Below are 17,461 nucleotides of genomic sequence, written 5' to 3'. Positions count from 1 at the left end.
ATACCGCTTCCTTGTTTAGTAACTTTTTATAAACGCCTCACCTCTTCGACCAGCGCGAACATTGCGTTTAATTGCCTCATAAATATGACTTTTTGTCCCTTTTATTTCATTCGGATCTTCTGTTAGTAAACTATAAAGTAATTTTAAATCTAATGCGGTTGTTTCCTTAATTACGTCTGCTTTTGAATTTTTTTCAATAAAATGAACAATATCATCGCCGTTTGGAAACACTTGGTAATTTAACTTCGTACCAGTAAGTAAATGAAAATTTTTAGCCAATAGAAGCTGATACATTTCTGTAAAATTTCTCTTCTTCGATTTCGGTTCAATTTTCTTAGATGGTACCTCAAAAGTACTGATAATTTGATCAATCTTGGCAATATCTTTATCAAATTCCTTTGTGTCTAATGCGGAATATAAATTTTTTAATTGATGTAAGTAATATACTACTTCTTCACTCATACTCTTTTGCTCCTATACATTCAATTCAATGCAATCAAGAATTTCATCTGTCAACGTCTTATAATCGTTTCGTTTTTCACCAAGAGCTGTAGCTCTGGCGATTCCTTCATAGTGGAAGATAATCGTATCAAAAATATAAGTTTCTTTCGTTTCAGTAAATAATAGGGTTTTAATTTCTGACTTTTTTAAGTCGCTAACTAGATCATTTATTAAAGGTCTGTTTTCTACCGAATGCTTTTTCAATGTTTCAAAGATGCCTAGTAAGCGTGGTTTCTCACCAAATAAAGATCTCGCCAACAACCTGTACTCGCTAGTGCCACACTTTTGTTCAAATATTTTTTCAACCGTTTTAATATAATGAACAACTCCCCGAGTACTGAGTGTTTGGAAAATTGTAGGGATAATATAGTAATCCGACAATAAAAACGCACCTTGTGTAATCATATTATTGCTAGGTGGACAATCAAAAAGAATATAATCGTAACTCTCATCAATTCGGCTAAAATGAAAAAGTTGTTGAAGTGGTAGCAAACTTTCAAAATCATCATTCATTCGGAGAGATAAGTCATCCAGTCCCCCATTTGAATAGAACGTATTTGAGGGGATAAAATGGACATTTTCAGGCGTTTCTTTCACTAACGGGCCAGAGTCAATTGAAAACGGCAAACGTTGGAATTGCTTGTATTGCTCCCACATATCATAGACGTAATTTAAACTCTCATGGTCTTCTAACTGGTCCAACCTCATTTCCCTTCTTGCTAAACAGATTTCACTTAAACTACATTGGGGATCTAAATCGATGAGTAGCACTCGTTTCCCATGTCCTACCATATGTAATGCAATTTGATATATACTTGTTGTCTTCCCAACCCCGCCCTTATAGTTACCAACAAAGATCTTCTTCGCTTTTGTCATGCTGTGCCCCCTTAGATGTGGATTCATTAATATGTATTAGACAGTTGGAAAAATAGTACTTTGATGTTAACCACACTAAGCAGGTTATTATTCTCGGAAAAATATTTATGATTGTGACAAATGTCCTATTGGGATGTTTGAAAGTCAATTATGATGTAACTATACCAAAACAAAGGAGTTGTCCTACATGAACGCAATGTTTACAAATACAACAAAAACTGGTGATGTCGTTACTAAGTTTCCTGGAGCAAGCAAAATTTTTAAGCAATATAAAATTGATTTTTGTTGCGGTGGAGATCGCCCAATCGGTGAGGTGCTTCGCGAAAAAAACTTAAACGAAGTAGAAATCTTAAATACAATTAATGAGTTATATGAGGCGAACAACCAAACAAATGAAGTGAATTGGGAAGAAGCTCCGCTAACAGATTTAGTTAACCATATCGTCAACAAGTATCATGTGTATACATCAGAGGTTTTAGCGGAATTAAATGCTTTTGTTACAAAAGTGTACCGTGTTCACGGTGACTCTCACCCGCATTTACGAGATGTTTATCAAGCATTCAACAGTTTAAAAACTGAAATGGACCAACACATGATTGATGAAGAACGTGATGTGTTCCCGCATATCGTTGCTTTCGAAGAAACAGCTTCAGAAGAGGAACTTGCTAAAGCAAAAGAAGAAATTACGAAATTAGAACAGGAGCACGAGGCTGCTGGTGACCTTCTTAAAACATTACGAGCAGTTACCAATGACTATCAATTACCTCCTGGTGCTTGCAACACGTACCGCTTAACGTATTTAAAACTTGAAGAATTAGAGACAATGACTCATGAGCACATTCATTTAGAAAATAATATTCTGTTCTCTCGTTTATTAAAAGCCTAATAGACAAAAAAGGATCACCAAACGAAAAATGTTTGGTGATCCTTTTTTTGTTCGTATATATCAGCCTGTGTTTACTAACCCCGCAGCTACACCGCTGATGGTTAAAAGCACCTCGGTTAATAATTCTTCTGATTTTTCTTCTGACTCACGCATGCTTTGAATTAAATTGACTTGCAAGAAGTTCAATGGATCAACATAAGGATTACGTCGCTTCACTGATTCTTGAATATTTGGTGAATGATCTAAGAGCTCCTGGTTACCCGTGATCTGTAGGAGAACTTCTCTTGTTAGGTTGTATTCATCTGAGATATCTTGAAAAATACGATGAGCAATCGTTTGATCTTCCACTAAATTGATGTACTCTCTAGCTGTCTGCAAATCAGCTTTTAATAGTGCCATTTGCAGGTTATTGATTGTTGATTGGAAGAATGGCCATCTTTCATACATATCTTTCAGTAACTGAAGATTTTCTGGACTTTTTGAAGCAAATGAATGTAAGCCCGATCCGGCTGCATACCACGCTGGGATCATTTGTCTAGACTGAGTCCATGCAAACACCCAAGGAATGGCCCGTAAGTCCTCAAACCGTTCACTACCTTTACGACTCATCGGTCTTGAACCAATATTTAATGCTCCTAATTCACGTAAAGGTGTTGCTTCTTTAAAATACGTTAGGAAGTCTGGGTCCTTAAATACAAGCGAATGGTATTTTTGCAATGATTGTTTCGAAATATCTTCCATTGCTGCTTCCCAAGATTTTTCACGTAAATAGCCTTGCAACATGTTTTTCGAAGCATTAGCGGAAGCTTCGAGTAGTGCTGAAGCTGCCTGTTCTAAGTTTCGATACGCAATATCTTCAAGTAAATAACGAGAAGATAATACTTCCCCTTGCTCGGTAATTTTCACGCCATCTCCTAAGGTTTCAGCAGGTTGTGATAGAATACTACGGTTTAATGGACCGCCCCCGCGTCCTAATGAGCCCCCGCGTCCATGGAAAAATTTTAAGCGAATATTGAAGTTCTTCGCCATATTGTGAATTTCTTTTTGTGCTTTAAATAACTCCCAGTTCGCAGTTAATGTCCCACCATCTTTACTTCCGTCTGAGTACCCCAACATAATTTCCTGATGATCGCCTCTCTCACGAATGTGATTACGATAAACATCCATCTCAAACAATTTTTTCATAATGCCAGGACCAGCAATTAAATCGTCAACTGTTTCTAATAAAGGTGCAACAGTTAAATGACTTTCTACCTTTCCATCAGCATGTAAGCGATAAATTCCTGCTTCTTTTGCTAGTACTAGGACTTCAAGTAAGTCACTAGATGATTGCGTCATACTAACCAAGTAAACTTCTATCGAACGACGCCCAAATTCTTGATGAGCTTTTTTAATCATTTTAAAAACGTTTAAAACGGTTTGTGTTTCTGTTGAATAATCTTCTATAGATAATAAAAGTGGTCTTGGCTCGTTCAGTATTTGCTCGAGAATCGAGACCTTTTCATCTTCTGAAAGATTTCCATAGTTTTCCGTAATTTTTATTGCTTTTAGAATTTCAGCAATCGCTGTTTCATGTTCCCCACTATGATTTCGAATATCCAGTGTTGAAAGGTGAAAACCAAACAACTCTACTTGCCGGATTAATTTACGAATCGTTTTTAACTTGTTGTTTGCTGGTAAGTGAAACTCAGCACTTGCTTGGATACTACGAAGATCATTCGAAAACTCTTCAGGTGATTTGTACCCTTGTTCAGATTGACCAACGTTACGTAGCCGTTTGAGGATGACCGCAAATTTACGACGATAAATCTCACCTTCAATTGTCCACGCCTCGCCTTGTTCTAGGTATAGCAATTCATCTTCTTCAACAGATCGAATGAGTTCGTCACTAATCGAAACACGTGAGGTTGACTGGCTAAAGCGTTTCATTAAATCGGTGATTGCATCTATATATTTCGTCAACACTAACTTTCGCTGTAGCTGTAATGTTTCCCATGTAACCTCAGGCGTGACATTTGGATTCCCATCTCGATCTCCACCAATCCAAGAACCAAAGTGGAGGAAATTTGGAACCTTCCACGTATGGGCAGGGAAATACCCTTGCAATTGCTTTTCTAATTCTTGATGAACACCAGGTAAAACCTCAAATAGAGTTTGGTCAAAGTAATAAAGACCATTTTTTACCTCGTCTAAGACGGTTGGTTTTCGATCTCTTAACTCATCTGTTTGCCAAAGAGCGGTAACTTCATTAAATAAGCTTTCTTCTACATCTGTTCGTGCTCTATTGCTTAATTGTGGATGATCTAATTGTTGGAGTAAGTTTGAAATTCGTTTTTGTGTTTCAAGTACCGTACGCTTGGTTGCTTCAGTTGGGTGAGCAGTAATGATTAATTCAAGTGATAAGTCGTTTAAAACATCTTGAATATGCTCCTCTGAGAAATTACTAGCTTTTAGCGAAGCGACTGCACTCTCGATTGAAACTGGCTGCAAATTTCCCGTTCCATCTAATTGGTATTGGCGTTGTCTGCGAATTCGATGATTTTGTTCCGCTATATTTACCAAATGAAAATAAATAGAGAAAGCTCGAATTACCTGTTGACGGACAGGTGGTTTTAAACTAATAATTTCTTCCTTTAGGTTTTTATACAATTCTTCATTGTAATTTTCACGTAAATTCTTCGTTTTTTCACGTATCGCTTCGACTTTCTCTAATAGGGGCATGCCACCGTGATGAACGAGTATTTCCCCAAGAATGTTTCCTAACTTTTTCACGTCGTTACGCAAGAGTGAGTTGTTATCGGCTGTTACATGAATCATGAAATCACCCTCCTATGTAATAATTTCAAACTATATCCTCAAGTAATTTAGCGCTTTACAAGATGGAAGTTTGCTAGTTCATATAATAATAGCATTATGTAAGTTGAATAACAATTACTTGATCTTGTATTATCAGAAATTTTAGTAAAATAGAAATTTCAATAAAAAATGAGCGGATACCGATGATCCGCTCGTATAAGAACAACTGTTCAATAATGTTGTTTAATGATCTTGGTAATTACATCGAGTAATCCTTCTTTTCTTTTGTTTAGAATTGAAACTAGCGCATGTCTCTCTTCAGATGACACATTCCACTCTTCAGGAATTACGTCCACTATAGTCTTTATTTGAGAGGCATTTAGTGATTTCAGCTTGTTAGCTGAGGTAATTAGGTGATTAGGATCTGCTACATGTTTGATAAGCATGTTCTGACTTCTCCCCCACTTAATTTTATAAAAGTCCTCATCATATTTTCTAAGGTCCTCTAATGTCCAATTTTTCCCGCCCATAATATAATCATGGTCGATACAAAGTAGGTTTAACTTTCTTTCATCTTTCGCAATCAATAAATTATTTTTTTTGCGATCTCTATTATCAACCCAAATATCAAAGACAAGCATATCAGCTATTTTATTCCGATTTGCACACCTTAGTAGATATTTATCACTTACCTTCTTTGTCCGTTCTTGAAAGTGACTGGCGAAATGAATTCCGGGAGATACGTTTAGAGCTTTTAAGGGTGAAGACTGAATGAGTTCCTCTGATACATAAATGAGAGAACATCTAGGCATTGGGAGAGCAATGTATTGTCCTAAACCATAAGCAATGAGTTCGTTGGGTAATGATTTTTTTCTGATATGAGGATGGAGAAATTTCACGACATACAATTGTCCGTCCTCACATTTTATTATTTGTGGGTTTGTAAATCCTTCTCCAACCTCGTTTATATGTTCAACAGCTTTTAAAACCATCTTTTCCCTCCTTCCGAAAATGTTACGTACGAAAATCGTGTCCCTCTATATTGTATTAATACCTAGTTAAATTGTTATGGCTAAATAACCAAATAACTGTATTTTTGTCTGTTGCCGTTACGGTGTGCTTTCAGTAAGAATAGAATATTAAAGGTCTTCTCATGAGGGGTGAAAGATGATTGATTACCGATCAATTAAAGTTACTAAGGGAAAAGGGAAAGTAAAGATCCTTACTAATCCTTCTTCTTATGAATTAATTGGGAAGGGGTGCCAAGGAGCTGTTTTTAAACTATCAGAAGACAGATGTGTGAAAGTGTTTGCAAGTTCTAAACACCGTAGTCGAGAAGAGAGTGTCCTAAGAATGGCTAAGGGATCTTCATTTTTCCCGAAGTTTTATGAAGCTGGGGAGTATTACATTGTCATGGAGTTAGTAAAAGGGAAAACTCTTGAACAATTTTTTCTGGAAGGAAATAAAATACCAATAGAGATGACAAAACAAATCGTTCATCTAATTAAGGATCTGAAGCGTTTAAATATTCCTAGGCGTGACCCGAAATTAAGGCACATGATCCTTACTGAAAACAACAAGATCAAACTTATTGATCACGTAAATTCTCTTAATTGGACGGAGCAACCTGAGAAACTATTTTCGGGGTTAGAAAAACTCGGACTGTTGGAGACTTTTTTAAAACAAGTGGAAGAAATCGAAAATGAGCTTTATTTGGAGTGGAAACACATAATGAAGAAGAAATTCAAATGAGGAAGAAAAAGACGATCCAAGAATGATAGCTTTTTGTATCATACTTGCGATCATTTTTCTTTGTAAGGCTCTTTTCTTAAACATTATTGCTTTTTTACCCTAAAAGAATCGAAAAGATATCCAAGATGAAGATATCACCCAATAAGAAAAAGAGCAATACTTACTAAATTAGTGGTGAAATCTTAGTATTTTTATGAATGGAACAAACTTTGCGAAAACAACCTCTTATAAAGAAAGAAAAAGCACTCGTTGCCAACGGCTTTGAATGCTTTTTGATCTTTACTAAAAGGCTTAAGATTCCTCGGGTCCTGGGTCGTTTCTAACATGCTTTTTGTAATCCTGAGTTTTTTTTAGAAAGGTACATTTTTTTAAGAAATCCTCATCATTAATATTAAACGTATGCTCGTTTGGAGATCGTCTTATATACGTGTAATTGTATCTACTAGTAATACCGAACTTAAATCCCTTCTTACGTGCTTTATTTTGAAATTTCCAGAAAGACTTCTTATTTAGATGTCTAAAAGGGACGACTTGCCAGGCTTTCTTCTTAAATACCAAGGTTGCATCTCTAACATTTTCCATATGTGGTTTTGCACGTAGCATGAGTGATTGAGTATTTTCCATATAGACAAACACTGTCCGTTTCCCTACAATATCAGCATCCGTTTTCACAAACACTTCCATAGCCTCGGTTAAATAATACGGGGCATAATAATCGTCATCGTCAAACTTTGCAATATAGTCAAACTTTGCTTTTTTTACAGCAAAATTCATACATTCCCCCAAAGTTATCCAATTAGGCAATTGATAGACGCTTACGTTTGGGAATTTATTGGCTTTCCTTTTCCACTCCCAGATATTCATATCATCTTGATTTAACACAATGATAAGCTCTTTCTCCTTATACATTTGGCTTAAATAGTTTTCAAATACATTCTGCATATTGGTATTTCTCATTGTACAAGTTATAACAGAAATCAAGTAATCACCTTCTTTCTTAGTAGAATTCACGTAAGAAATGGTTGGAGTGCTTCCATCAACTCTATCGCGGTACGATATCGTTTTTCTTTGTTAGGGTCCATCGCTCTAGATAGCACTGATTTAAGTTCGTTATTTTTAAGATCGATTTCTTCTAACGTATGATAGGTAACACGATTTTTCCCTATTAATAAAAAGACGCATAATGAAGCAACACGAAGTAAGTCATCTCTTTCATCCGTACTTGAATCGGTAATCTTAAATGTGGTTTTCTTCTTTTTTGAATTGGTTTGCAGATGATCTTTATTGTCAGCCATTAGTTGAGAGCACTCAAAATCTATTAATCTGAGCATTTCTGGGTTGTTTTTAATCAGCATAACGTTCCCACGATTAAGGTCAGAATGGATAAAGCCTATCTTATGAATGTGGTTAAGGGCTTCTAATATCTTCAACGTGATAGTTAGTGCCTCTTGTTCATTGGTTGGTGTTCTTTGTCTTAATGTTGCACCATCTATCCATTCCATGACAATATGTCCATGACTTTCTTCAATAAAGAAGTGATAAAACTTTGGAAGGTATTTATGCGAGCAAATCTCTTTCATAATAAAAGCTTCTCTTTTCGCTCTTTTTATGCTTGGCATCCTTTTAATGGCGACAATCTTCTTCATATCTGGATCGAAAGCTTGATAGACCTCACCTTTTTTTCCGCTCCCAATTAATTTCTTAATCTCGTATTTGTCCCAAGTGTAACCGGACATAATCCCCCCTCCTCTTAAGTAGACTCGAATTTAAAATGCTGAGAAAATAAGTCAGCAATTCTTTCTCCAGTTGCGTCATAATAATCTGCTTTTCTCGAATTCTCTTTTTTCCCTTTGATAATGCTATTATTTTCGCCGTGGCCAAATACATAAGTAACCATTGGTAATTCAATCATTCTAAAACTGATATTTCTTTCGTTCAGCTCACCCGTTATTTTTGTATGTGTTGTCACAGTAAGACCAAACGGTGAACGGCGAACATCTTTTCTAGAGGGTGAAACAGGAAATTCTTGATTTGAAAAGTAAAAGATTGAGCCACTTCCACATCCTTTGTAAAATGTATTCCTAATCCACACCTCATCGTAATTTATGTTCGTCATAAAGCCTTTTTCAAAAATAAAGGCATTAGTAATTGGGAAGGAACGGATTAATTCGACAAAGCGACAATGTACCCAGTCATCTGCATCAAGAGGCATAAAATACCCTGAGTACCCTAGGTGCCTTAGGTAGGCACCTATTACCCCGCGTTTTTGTTTTTTATCAGTACTAAAGCCCTTGGCATTAACAGGTGGCTCAAAATTAACAGGTATCCATGTGACAAGGTCATGTTCTAGTTCAGCTATATCAGGTCTTTCATGTCCGGCAATACAAATTCGGAAGTTATGATCTGTGTTTGCTAAAATTGTTCGCAGGGTCTTGGCTAGGTTTTCGCAAACAAGGTCCCAATCCCGAGACACTTTCTTGCTTTTAAGTGATATGCCAAAGACGACCATTGGTGCTGATTTTTTGTCGTTACTAGAATGTAACTGATGAAAATAGTCGTCAATCTCTTGTAAATAATCTTTATTGTCTTTCTTCATAAAATCAACCCTTCTTAAACAAATGGCTGTAATGCTGTTATAAACTCTCTTGCCGATTGATATCGTTTTTTTCGTTCTGGGTGCATCGCTTTTTGAAGAACCTTATGAAGCTTTTTATTTGCGATCGTAAACACGTGCGTTTTTTCTCTTTCGCTGTACTCGGGTTGAGTGTTCGTTAACAAGTACACGCATGTAGCGGCAACTCCATATAAGTCAGTACTATCATCAATTAGCCAGTGTTTTGTTCTTACTTCTGGTGGACCATACGGATTTTTCTTCTGATATTTTCGTCCTTCAAATACACCAGCTTTTCCTTTCTGTACACCATTGGCAAAATCTATAATTTTCACTGTGTATTCATCTTGTAACTGAACCATTATATTTTGTGGGGCTATGTCACAATGTAAATAACCCTTGGCATGTAGATGCTCAAAACCTTCTAAAACGGAGAGTATAATTCTTATCGCTGCCTTTTCTTCAAAGTTATTTTTATAGTTGATTAACGGTTCTCCATGGATAAACTCCATGACGATGTATCCGCAATTGTTGAACAGAAAATAGTCATAGTATTCAGGAAGATTTGGGTGAGTACCATAATTCTGCATTAATGCTAATTCCCGTTCAACGTGTTTTAACTTAAGCATTTTCTTTATCGCTACTTTTTTATTGGAATACGGGTCATATGCTTGGTATACTTGCCCTTGGAACCCGTCACCAATTGGTATAGCCTTTACTTCATACTTATCCCATTTTAGGTTTGACATGACAGTCACTCCTTAAGGCGAAACCTGTTTATCGTTTCCTTACTTAGGAAATGCATCACTTTTCTTGGGGATTGCCAATGAGACTTAACTCTTTTCCTTTCCGCAAACCCATGCTTTTGATAGTATTTGGGACGATAAATACTTTGCCGGTTTCTAAATTTACTATATAGTTCGTCACGATATTTATTATGATAAATAAACACTTCGGGGTGTAAGGCAATTTTTAGTGTATCTTTATAATTTAGGAAAAAGTCAATATGGTCGTTGACTTTTTGTCCTTCATCCCAGGGGTGATTTTTCATGGTTTCTGTTCTAGCTAGGTAAAATTGGTGGATAATATCATAAAGCTTGTAGCCATACTCTTTGCCATTAGAATTTTTCGTGTGGTACATGACGTTGTCTTCAATGATTAACTTTCCATGATAACTATGAATTCTATATTTTTCTCTGTTTTTATCGTACATGACCCAACGTCCACCAACGAGATCAATGGTTGAATTTTCAAGAACATCCACGAACTTTTCAATTTTCGTCTCATGAATAAATTCATAATCGTCATCAAGAATTAATACATACGGTGTTTTTACTTGATTTACAAGAAAGTTACGACCTTTTGACACTCCACTATCAAATGGTAAAATATGATACTCTACATCATCCCTAGGAACTGGGTTTTTGCTATCGTCTACAACAATGATTGGTAAGTCAGGGTAGTATTTTTTTATACTACGGATCAAATTGTCTAGGCAATCTTTTCTTTCAAACGTTTTAATGATTGCCGTTACTTTCTGACTCAAGTCTGATGCCATTTCACATCTCCTCCTTTAAAATTTATTTGGTTACGAATTGGTAATGAGCTCGAGCCATTGGCGACAAATGATATCAGTATCAAAGTGCTTGTAGCAAAAGTTGACCACTTCTTTTTGTTTAGCAGAGAACTGCTTTTCATTGTTGCGATAAACTAGAATTGCTTTTACGATGTCATCGGTGCTATATTTGACGTACTCCGGCGGGTACATCCGTTCAGGACCTTCCCAGCCAGTAATCATCGGTATGCTTCCTGATGCCATTCCTTCAGAAACAGCTTGATGTGAACCTTCATGATCACTCGTCGATAAGATAAAGCCGATGTTTCTAAACCATTCATCAACATCACTTCCAAAATCGTCAAAAATGATTGAGTCTTTATATGGTGATGCCTCAATTCTTTCAAATAGCTTTTTAAAGTACTCACGCTGTGCTTCTTTTTTCCAGACCCAGCTAACATCAGATGGGTGCTTTCCCTTAAAATGTAGCGTGTAGCGATTATCAATCTGTTTAAGTTTTTCAAAGATTTCAATCACTTTATCAGGTCTTTTCCTTTTTGTATGAAAGCCTAGCATCCCAATATGAAACATAGAGTCTTTTACCTTTTGCTTGTTTAATAGAGTTACATTTGTTGTATTGTAAATTAATGTAGATTTATCCGCTGGCAGACTGATTTTCTGTTCAACTTCCTCCTTAATATGTGGTGCAATGAATACCAACTTATTGATATTTTTTATTTTTAAATCGTATAGATAATTGCGCTTTATTTCTTGACGGTGTAAACGGATAAATAATTTTTGATGCTCTAATTTATTTTTTGAATACCAAACGGCATTACCGAGACACCATTCGGCGATGATAATATCTGCCCATTGTAATAAGTTTCGACTCTCTTCCTCATTATGCCGATCTTTCCCTTTCCAATGATCAAACTTCACTTCAAAGTTTGGGTCACTTTCAAAGAAATCAATGATGTCGGTCATAAACTTAAAGTCTCGACCGGCAAACAAAAGCTTTTGCATCTTTACACCCCATTTATTTCTAGTAATTTCTGTACCTATTACTGTCCGATGAATTGCTATACTAGAAAATATGTGAATTTTACTATTTCGGTCACTGCTCAAACGATCATAACTTTCTACTTGTACCCGACACCTTCGTAGTAAAAGCCTAAATCGGTCATTTGCTTAGAATTCAGCATGTTCCTTCCATCATAAAGATTTGGCGTATTCATGGTTGTTTGAATGCTTTTCCAATCGACCCCCATGTAATGTGGCCAATCTGTGCAGAGAATAACTGCATCAGTCCCAGCTGCAGCAAGTTCTGCGGTGTCAAATTGTTCAATATCATATCCTGAATAAAAACGTTCTAATTGAACGATTGGATCATGGATGTTAATTTTTACACCTTTGCTAAGAAGATAATTTATGATAAAAAATGCTGGAGCTTCTCTTACATCATCCGTATTTGGTTTAAAAGATAATCCAAATACTGCGATCGATTTGTTTGTTAGAGAGCCTAAACGGTTTAACATTTTCTCCATTAAATACATATATTGTTGTTCATTTACGTTCTCTACACTCTGTAAGATTGACAATGGAACCTTTTGTTCAGCGCCTGTTTTTAGCAGAGCTTTGATATCCTTTGGAAAACAAGATCCTCCATAACCAATGCCAGCTTCAAGAAAATGAGAGCCGATGCGATGATCAAGACCAACACCGCGAGCAATGTCGTTTACATTTGTTCCGAGGGAATCACAAAGTTTGGCAATTTCATTCATAAACGATATTTTTGTAGCCAAAAATGAATTTGATACATATTTAATTAATTCCGCTGTTCTTGGCGTAGTCTCAACAATGGGGCAATGTAAATCTTTGAAAATACTCTTTACCAGTTGTAATGCATTTTCGTTTGTACTACCAATAACGATTCGATCTGGATGAAGACTGTCATATAATGCGCTACCCTCACGAAGAAACTCAGGATTCGAAACAACGTCAAAAGGATAAGGTGTGACCTGTGCTTCTTCAACCCACTGTGAAACCATTTCATTTGTGCCAACTGGAACCGTACTTTTAATAATGATGAGCTTATAGCCGTTCATGGATTGTCCGATTTCGTTTGCAGTAGCGGTAATATAGCGTAGATCAGGACTACCATCCTCAGATTGAGGTGTACCAACACAAACAAATATGACCTCATTGTCCCTTATGCCTGTCTGAACGTCGGTAGAAAATGAAATAGAGTGATTATCTAAGTGTTTATCTAGCAGTTGTTCTAAACCAGGTTCATAAAAATATAAATGTTTATTCTTTAAACACTCAATTTTCTGCTTATCTATATCAACTCCAGTTACTTGGTGTCCTTCATTTGCTAAAACTAGGCTCAATGTAGTTCCTACATACCCCATGCCTATTACAAGAACTTTCATTTTTATACTCCTCTCACTTGCACTTGTTCTTCTCTGAACAATTTCTTAGATGTTTACAATTTATTTACAAACTATTCAAGTGAAGGAGAAATGTAACGACAATTACCCCTATTGTTTGGTTCTTTTTTATATTTAAAGTCTTAATTTTTGTTTGATATCTGAGTTTTTTGTATGTTCGTAGTTAGAAGGAAAAAATCAGATTTGCTCTATAAAGCTAGTTCTAGTACCCAATGTTCATAAAACTCCTCGAGTAACTAGAGCGTAGTCACTATCTTTCGCATCTATTGTTAATAAGGGAGGTGAGTTTGCTTGACATTAATCGGGATGCTCCACCGTCGAAAAGATCCTACAACGGTCTTTAAGTCATATGCCTATGCAATTTCTGCAAAAGCAGAAGGAGCAGAGTTCGTCTTTTTTACTCCGAAAAGCGTTGACTTCGAAAAGCAATGTATTTATGGAAAGATTTATGAGAACGGAGAATGGCTAGATACTGTCACTAGATTTCCTGATGTCATTTATAATGCATCGTATGTTTCATCTAGTGCCAATGATATCGTTGATAAGTTACAAGAGGTTATTCCATTTACATCGTATTCAATCGGAGATAAGCTCGGTGTAAATGACCGTTTAAAAGTAGCGAAGGATTTTTCACAGTATTTAATTCCTTCTGAAGAACTTCATGATTGGGAGCAGTTTATTCAGCAACTATCTTCTTTTAAAGAAGTTGTCGTGAAGCCGGTTACTGGAAACAAGGGTAAAGGAATTTACTTTATAAAAAAGTTGGCGGATGCGTTTTTAATTGGTCATGAGTTAGAGGAACAATCACTCTCACTTGAGCAATTAAAAGAGTTTTTTCATAATCAGCTTGAAGGAAACGATTATCTGCTCCAACCTTATATTCGAAGTGTAACGAAATCTGGAAACTCCTTAGACTTTCGTCTTCATGTTCAAAAAAACGGCCAAGGAAAATGGGTATCAACTTCTATCTACCCAAGGATTGCACCGCCTAATACGATTGTGACCAACATTAGTAATGGCGGATATACAAGTCCCTTAGAGTCCCTTTTATACTACGAATATAATCATGTAGAAGCGTTTAATATTAAACGGACACTTGAGTATTTTTCAGTTGCGTTAGCTAAACATTTAGATGAGATACAAAAGGATGAATTTGGTGAAGAGTTAGACGAATTAGGTATTGACGTTGGCATAGATCAAAAAAAGAAACTTTGGATATACGAAGTCAATTGGCGCCCTGGTTGTCCGCCACTTTTTTATTTGGAGTTAGACGTAGTCCGAAACACCATTCATTATGCGATGTTTCTAGTAGAAAAACAAAAACGAGAACATATAAAAAAACAACAGGGTAAAAGACAAACTAAAAATGTAACCGACCGTCAATCTACAGATATATCATTTGTTTCTTCTTTTACCAAACATCAATCTAAAGGATAATTTAAAACGTCCACCTGATTAGTCGGTGGACGTTTCGTCGTCTAGATGAAATTCTATTAGATCCGCTGCTTCTTTGGCTAGGTTTGTTGCCTCATCCTTCGTTTCACCACGAGCGATCACATAAGCATAGCGATTTCCCATCGATAACGGAGGAATTAGCACGGTACCTTTTCTAGGTTTAATATATACAGATACTACCCCAGGAGAATTTTCAGCTTTATTCCTTCCAGTTACCTTTAATAATTTCCCTGGTTTGGAAACAATCACGTATTGGGTAAAAACAAATTTATTTGTTTTTGGAGTGATTTCCGGTCTTTCACCAAGATATAGTCGTAGCGTTTCTTTTACTAGGTTAATGTTAAAGGCAGTTTCGACCATTTTGTTCATGGCTCCCCCAGAAATCCTAGGGTTTATCTCGATAAGCTTCCACTTATCTCCTTTTCTTCTAATCTCAAGGTGCATTGCTCCATTTGTAAACTGAAATGATCTAGAAATAGATGTAACTAACCTTTTAAGACTAGTGTTAAGACTTTTCTCAACTTCAGCTAATACACAATATCCAGTAACAATAAAACGTTGTTTTTTTGTGATTTCTTGTTCAATAACGGCTATGAGATGGGGCGTACCATCAATAATCATTGCTTCTACTAAATATTGGGGTCCATCCACGTATTCCTCAACTAACACTGATTTCCCTGGATATTTTTCTCTTAAAATCGAAATATGATATTCTAATTCTTCTCGTGTTACTGCTAGAAATACATCCTTGGAACCGGTTGAATTTGGAGATTTGACGATTAAGGGTAAATGTTTTTTTGCTTCGTCAGTAAAATCAGTAATTGTAAGTTCTCCATTGTACAATTCAAAAAAAGGAGTATATGGCTTACTTGCTAAGGTCTTTCGCGTTTCATATTTATCCTCCATTTTTGAAATCGCACTTGTATTAAGTTGGTTCTTCTCACAACACTTATCCATTAGTAACGAAGCTGTACAAACATATGGATCTACAAAACTAACAATAAGCTGTATTTCCAAACCTAGTTCTTTTAAATAGTCTATTATCTTTTCAATTTCTTCTACATTGCTTAAGTTACAGTAATACATCTGATGCACATCAGGGAACTCTTCCCGTTGATGCAACGTCCTTTTCCGATTTGTAATAAGGACAGTAAGATATCCCATATTTTCTGCAGCCCGAATGGCTTCTCTACTTGAACCTGATTTGTTTGACTCTAGAAATACAATAGATTTCATACGAAAGAGCTTACCCTCCTTCCTATTTGAGTTACTTTTCACGCCATCTAAGATATAAAGTATGTGACAAATGATATTTGGAAGCCACAGGTACCTATATGCACAGAAGAATATTTATCGTGAAGAACATCAACGAAAAAAGACCGAACGATTGTCGTCCAGTCAACTGTGTAAGTTGGAGTTATATATGCGAGCGGCAGCTATCACAATGCTATTGATTTGCTAGCAGTTAACCTTACTGCCTTTTTCTCAAGATTAACAAATCTCGATTAATCTCTTTAAGATTAAACGGCTTATATTCTTGTTCGATTCCCCACCTAGTCATCGCGAAGTGCTCCGGGTGGTTTTCGTCTGAGATGATCGCCAAAAACTCCTTAAATCCATATTCTCCGCCCACATCCTCTGGTGGTGTAGCTCCTTCACCTGCTATACATTCAACATAATTTTTTGAATTATCCGGAATGACATTTATTAGTTCAATTTTATGTTCCCATCCGTCTCCGAAATCATAGATATAATTGATTGTTTTGTAGGGCGGTAGAAAGTCAGATAATTTCTTTTCACTCTCTAGAATTGAATGAGAGTTAGGATTTCGGCGTATTTCATCTTCACCTACTAAACGAGCAACTGTTTCATTTTTGTCCGTAATAGAAAATTCATGGAGGTGCCAGTCTCTCCACCCAAAGGCAGTTTGAATGATTTTATGGAACTGATCAAATGTCACGCGTGTAGGAACAACTAGTGTTCTCCAAACGTTAAAGTTTTCTAGCTGCAAGGTTATCTTTAGTTCAACTGCTTCTAGACGAAATACATCTTTGCCTGTAAGTTCTGCTAAGGCTTTGTACATCTCTTCGTTTGGGTCATAATAATCCCCCTTGCCATCACCGACTAGCATGCTGTTTTTAAACTTTGATAAGCGGGTTTGGATTAGTTTATTCGCATTTATATCATCAAGAAGATACTGAATGTCTTCGCAATCTCGGTTCAGTCTTGCTACATATGTCCTTCCTTTAGTTTTGGCAAAACTCACTTGCTTTACTTGTTGGAGATAGTCTTCAATCACTTCTTCTTGAATTCCCTCAGCTTGAAATACTTCTCTAATTCCCCTAATAAAACATTCGTCTAATTTTTGTAGTTCTTTTGCTTTCAAGCCGTATAAAACAACTACGAAACGGTTCAAGTCATTTACAAATACTACCGTCTTTTTTCTATTTATGATAAGAATATTTGCGTGCCAAGAAAACAGTGGATTTTCCTCTGTTTCAATCGATGGCTTGATTTTAAGTTCATCTAATAGTTTTTTTGTACAGTGTATAATCATGGGCACTCACCTACTTATCCGA

Annotated in this window: 16 protein-coding genes; 3 read left to right on the top strand and 13 right to left on the bottom strand. The window is 36.2% G+C overall.

All coding sequences use genetic code 11. The features are described from left to right. Positions 1–15 precede the first annotated feature (15 nt). Positions 16–462, bottom strand: coding sequence for a hypothetical protein (locus DS745_RS22345; protein WP_129080453.1), 447 nt, complete (start codon positions 460–462; stop codon positions 16–18). 12 nt (positions 463–474) lie between these two features. Further along, positions 475–1,377, bottom strand: coding sequence for a ParA family protein (locus DS745_RS22340; protein ID WP_161568353.1), 903 nt, complete (start codon positions 1,375–1,377; stop codon positions 475–477). 187 nt (positions 1,378–1,564) lie between these two features. Between DS745_RS22340 and ric the strand changes: the two genes are divergently transcribed. Next, the gene (gene ric / locus DS745_RS22335; RefSeq protein WP_129080451.1) at positions 1,565–2,263 is read left to right on the top strand and encodes an iron-sulfur cluster repair di-iron protein; all 699 of its coding nucleotides are present in this window, start codon (positions 1,565–1,567) and stop codon (positions 2,261–2,263) included. 60 nt (positions 2,264–2,323) lie between these two features. Here the strand turns inward: ric and ppc are convergent, their stop codons facing one another. Then, positions 2,324–5,080: a phosphoenolpyruvate carboxylase gene (gene ppc, locus DS745_RS22330; RefSeq protein ID WP_129080450.1), complete on the bottom strand. Its 2,757-nt coding sequence runs from the start codon at positions 5,078–5,080 to the stop codon at positions 2,324–2,326. A gap of 209 nt (positions 5,081–5,289) precedes the next feature. Further along, positions 5,290–6,051, bottom strand: coding sequence for a HipA family kinase (locus DS745_RS22325; RefSeq protein WP_129080449.1), 762 nt, complete (start codon positions 6,049–6,051; stop codon positions 5,290–5,292). A 175-nt stretch (positions 6,052–6,226) separates the two neighbouring features. Here DS745_RS22325 and DS745_RS22320 point away from each other — a divergent pair, with 175 nt between their 5' ends. Next, on the top strand, positions 6,227–6,811 hold the full coding sequence (locus tag DS745_RS22320) for a hypothetical protein (RefSeq protein ID WP_129080448.1): 585 nt from the start codon (positions 6,227–6,229) through the stop codon (positions 6,809–6,811). Positions 6,812–7,102: 291 nt separating this feature from the next. Here DS745_RS22320 and DS745_RS22315 read toward each other — a convergent pair whose 3' ends face one another. The 7 genes from DS745_RS22315 to DS745_RS22285 form a co-directional block, all read right to left on the bottom strand. Beyond that, the gene (locus DS745_RS22315) at positions 7,103–7,822 is read right to left on the bottom strand and encodes a glycosyltransferase (RefSeq protein ID WP_277750947.1); all 720 of its coding nucleotides are present in this window, start codon (positions 7,820–7,822) and stop codon (positions 7,103–7,105) included. Further along, positions 7,819–8,547: a protein kinase domain-containing protein gene (locus DS745_RS22310; RefSeq protein ID WP_129080446.1), complete on the bottom strand. Its 729-nt coding sequence runs from the start codon at positions 8,545–8,547 to the stop codon at positions 7,819–7,821. The genes DS745_RS22315 and DS745_RS22310 overlap by 4 nt, the downstream gene beginning before the upstream one ends. Before the next feature lie 14 nt (positions 8,548–8,561). Next, entirely contained in the window at positions 8,562–9,407 is an 846-nt protein-coding gene (locus tag DS745_RS22305) for a hypothetical protein (RefSeq protein WP_129080445.1), read from the bottom strand. A gap of 14 nt (positions 9,408–9,421) precedes the next feature. Next, positions 9,422–10,171 carry a serine/threonine protein kinase gene (locus tag DS745_RS22300; RefSeq protein ID WP_129080444.1) on the bottom strand — a complete coding sequence of 250 codons (750 nt, stop codon included), beginning with the start codon at positions 10,169–10,171 and terminating at the stop codon, positions 9,422–9,424. A gap of 5 nt (positions 10,172–10,176) precedes the next feature. Continuing rightward, a complete protein-coding gene (locus DS745_RS22295) occupies positions 10,177–10,980 on the bottom strand; it encodes a glycosyltransferase family 2 protein (RefSeq protein ID WP_129080443.1) in 804 nt (267 codons plus the stop codon). Positions 10,981–11,010: 30 nt separating this feature from the next. After that, positions 11,011–12,000 (bottom strand): glycosyltransferase, encoded by a 990-nt coding sequence (locus DS745_RS22290; protein WP_129080442.1) that lies wholly within the window; start codon positions 11,998–12,000, stop codon positions 11,011–11,013. A 116-nt stretch (positions 12,001–12,116) separates the two neighbouring features. Then, positions 12,117–13,409 (bottom strand): UDP-glucose dehydrogenase family protein, encoded by a 1,293-nt coding sequence (locus DS745_RS22285; RefSeq protein WP_129080441.1) that lies wholly within the window; start codon positions 13,407–13,409, stop codon positions 12,117–12,119. A gap of 309 nt (positions 13,410–13,718) precedes the next feature. Here DS745_RS22285 and DS745_RS22280 point away from each other — a divergent pair, with 309 nt between their 5' ends. Further along, the gene (locus tag DS745_RS22280) at positions 13,719–14,864 is read left to right on the top strand and encodes a YheC/YheD family endospore coat-associated protein (protein WP_129080440.1); all 1,146 of its coding nucleotides are present in this window, start codon (positions 13,719–13,721) and stop codon (positions 14,862–14,864) included. Between the two features lie 18 nt (positions 14,865–14,882). Here the strand turns inward: DS745_RS22280 and DS745_RS22275 are convergent, their stop codons facing one another. Both DS745_RS22275 and DS745_RS22270 read right to left on the bottom strand, forming a co-directional pair. Next, complete coding sequence (locus DS745_RS22275) at positions 14,883–16,118, bottom strand: ATP-grasp domain-containing protein (RefSeq protein WP_129080439.1); 1,236 nt, start codon at positions 16,116–16,118, stop codon at positions 14,883–14,885. A 235-nt stretch (positions 16,119–16,353) separates the two neighbouring features. Then, the gene (locus DS745_RS22270; protein WP_129080438.1) at positions 16,354–17,439 is read right to left on the bottom strand and encodes a plasmid pRiA4b ORF-3 family protein; all 1,086 of its coding nucleotides are present in this window, start codon (positions 17,437–17,439) and stop codon (positions 16,354–16,356) included. Positions 17,440–17,461: the final 22 nt, after the last annotated feature.

Source organism: Anaerobacillus alkaliphilus, from assembly GCF_004116265.1.
In the GTDB taxonomy this organism is placed as follows: domain Bacteria; phylum Bacillota; class Bacilli; order Bacillales; family Anaerobacillaceae; genus Anaerobacillus; species Anaerobacillus alkaliphilus.
This window is presented reverse-complemented; position numbering and strand designations above follow the sequence as displayed.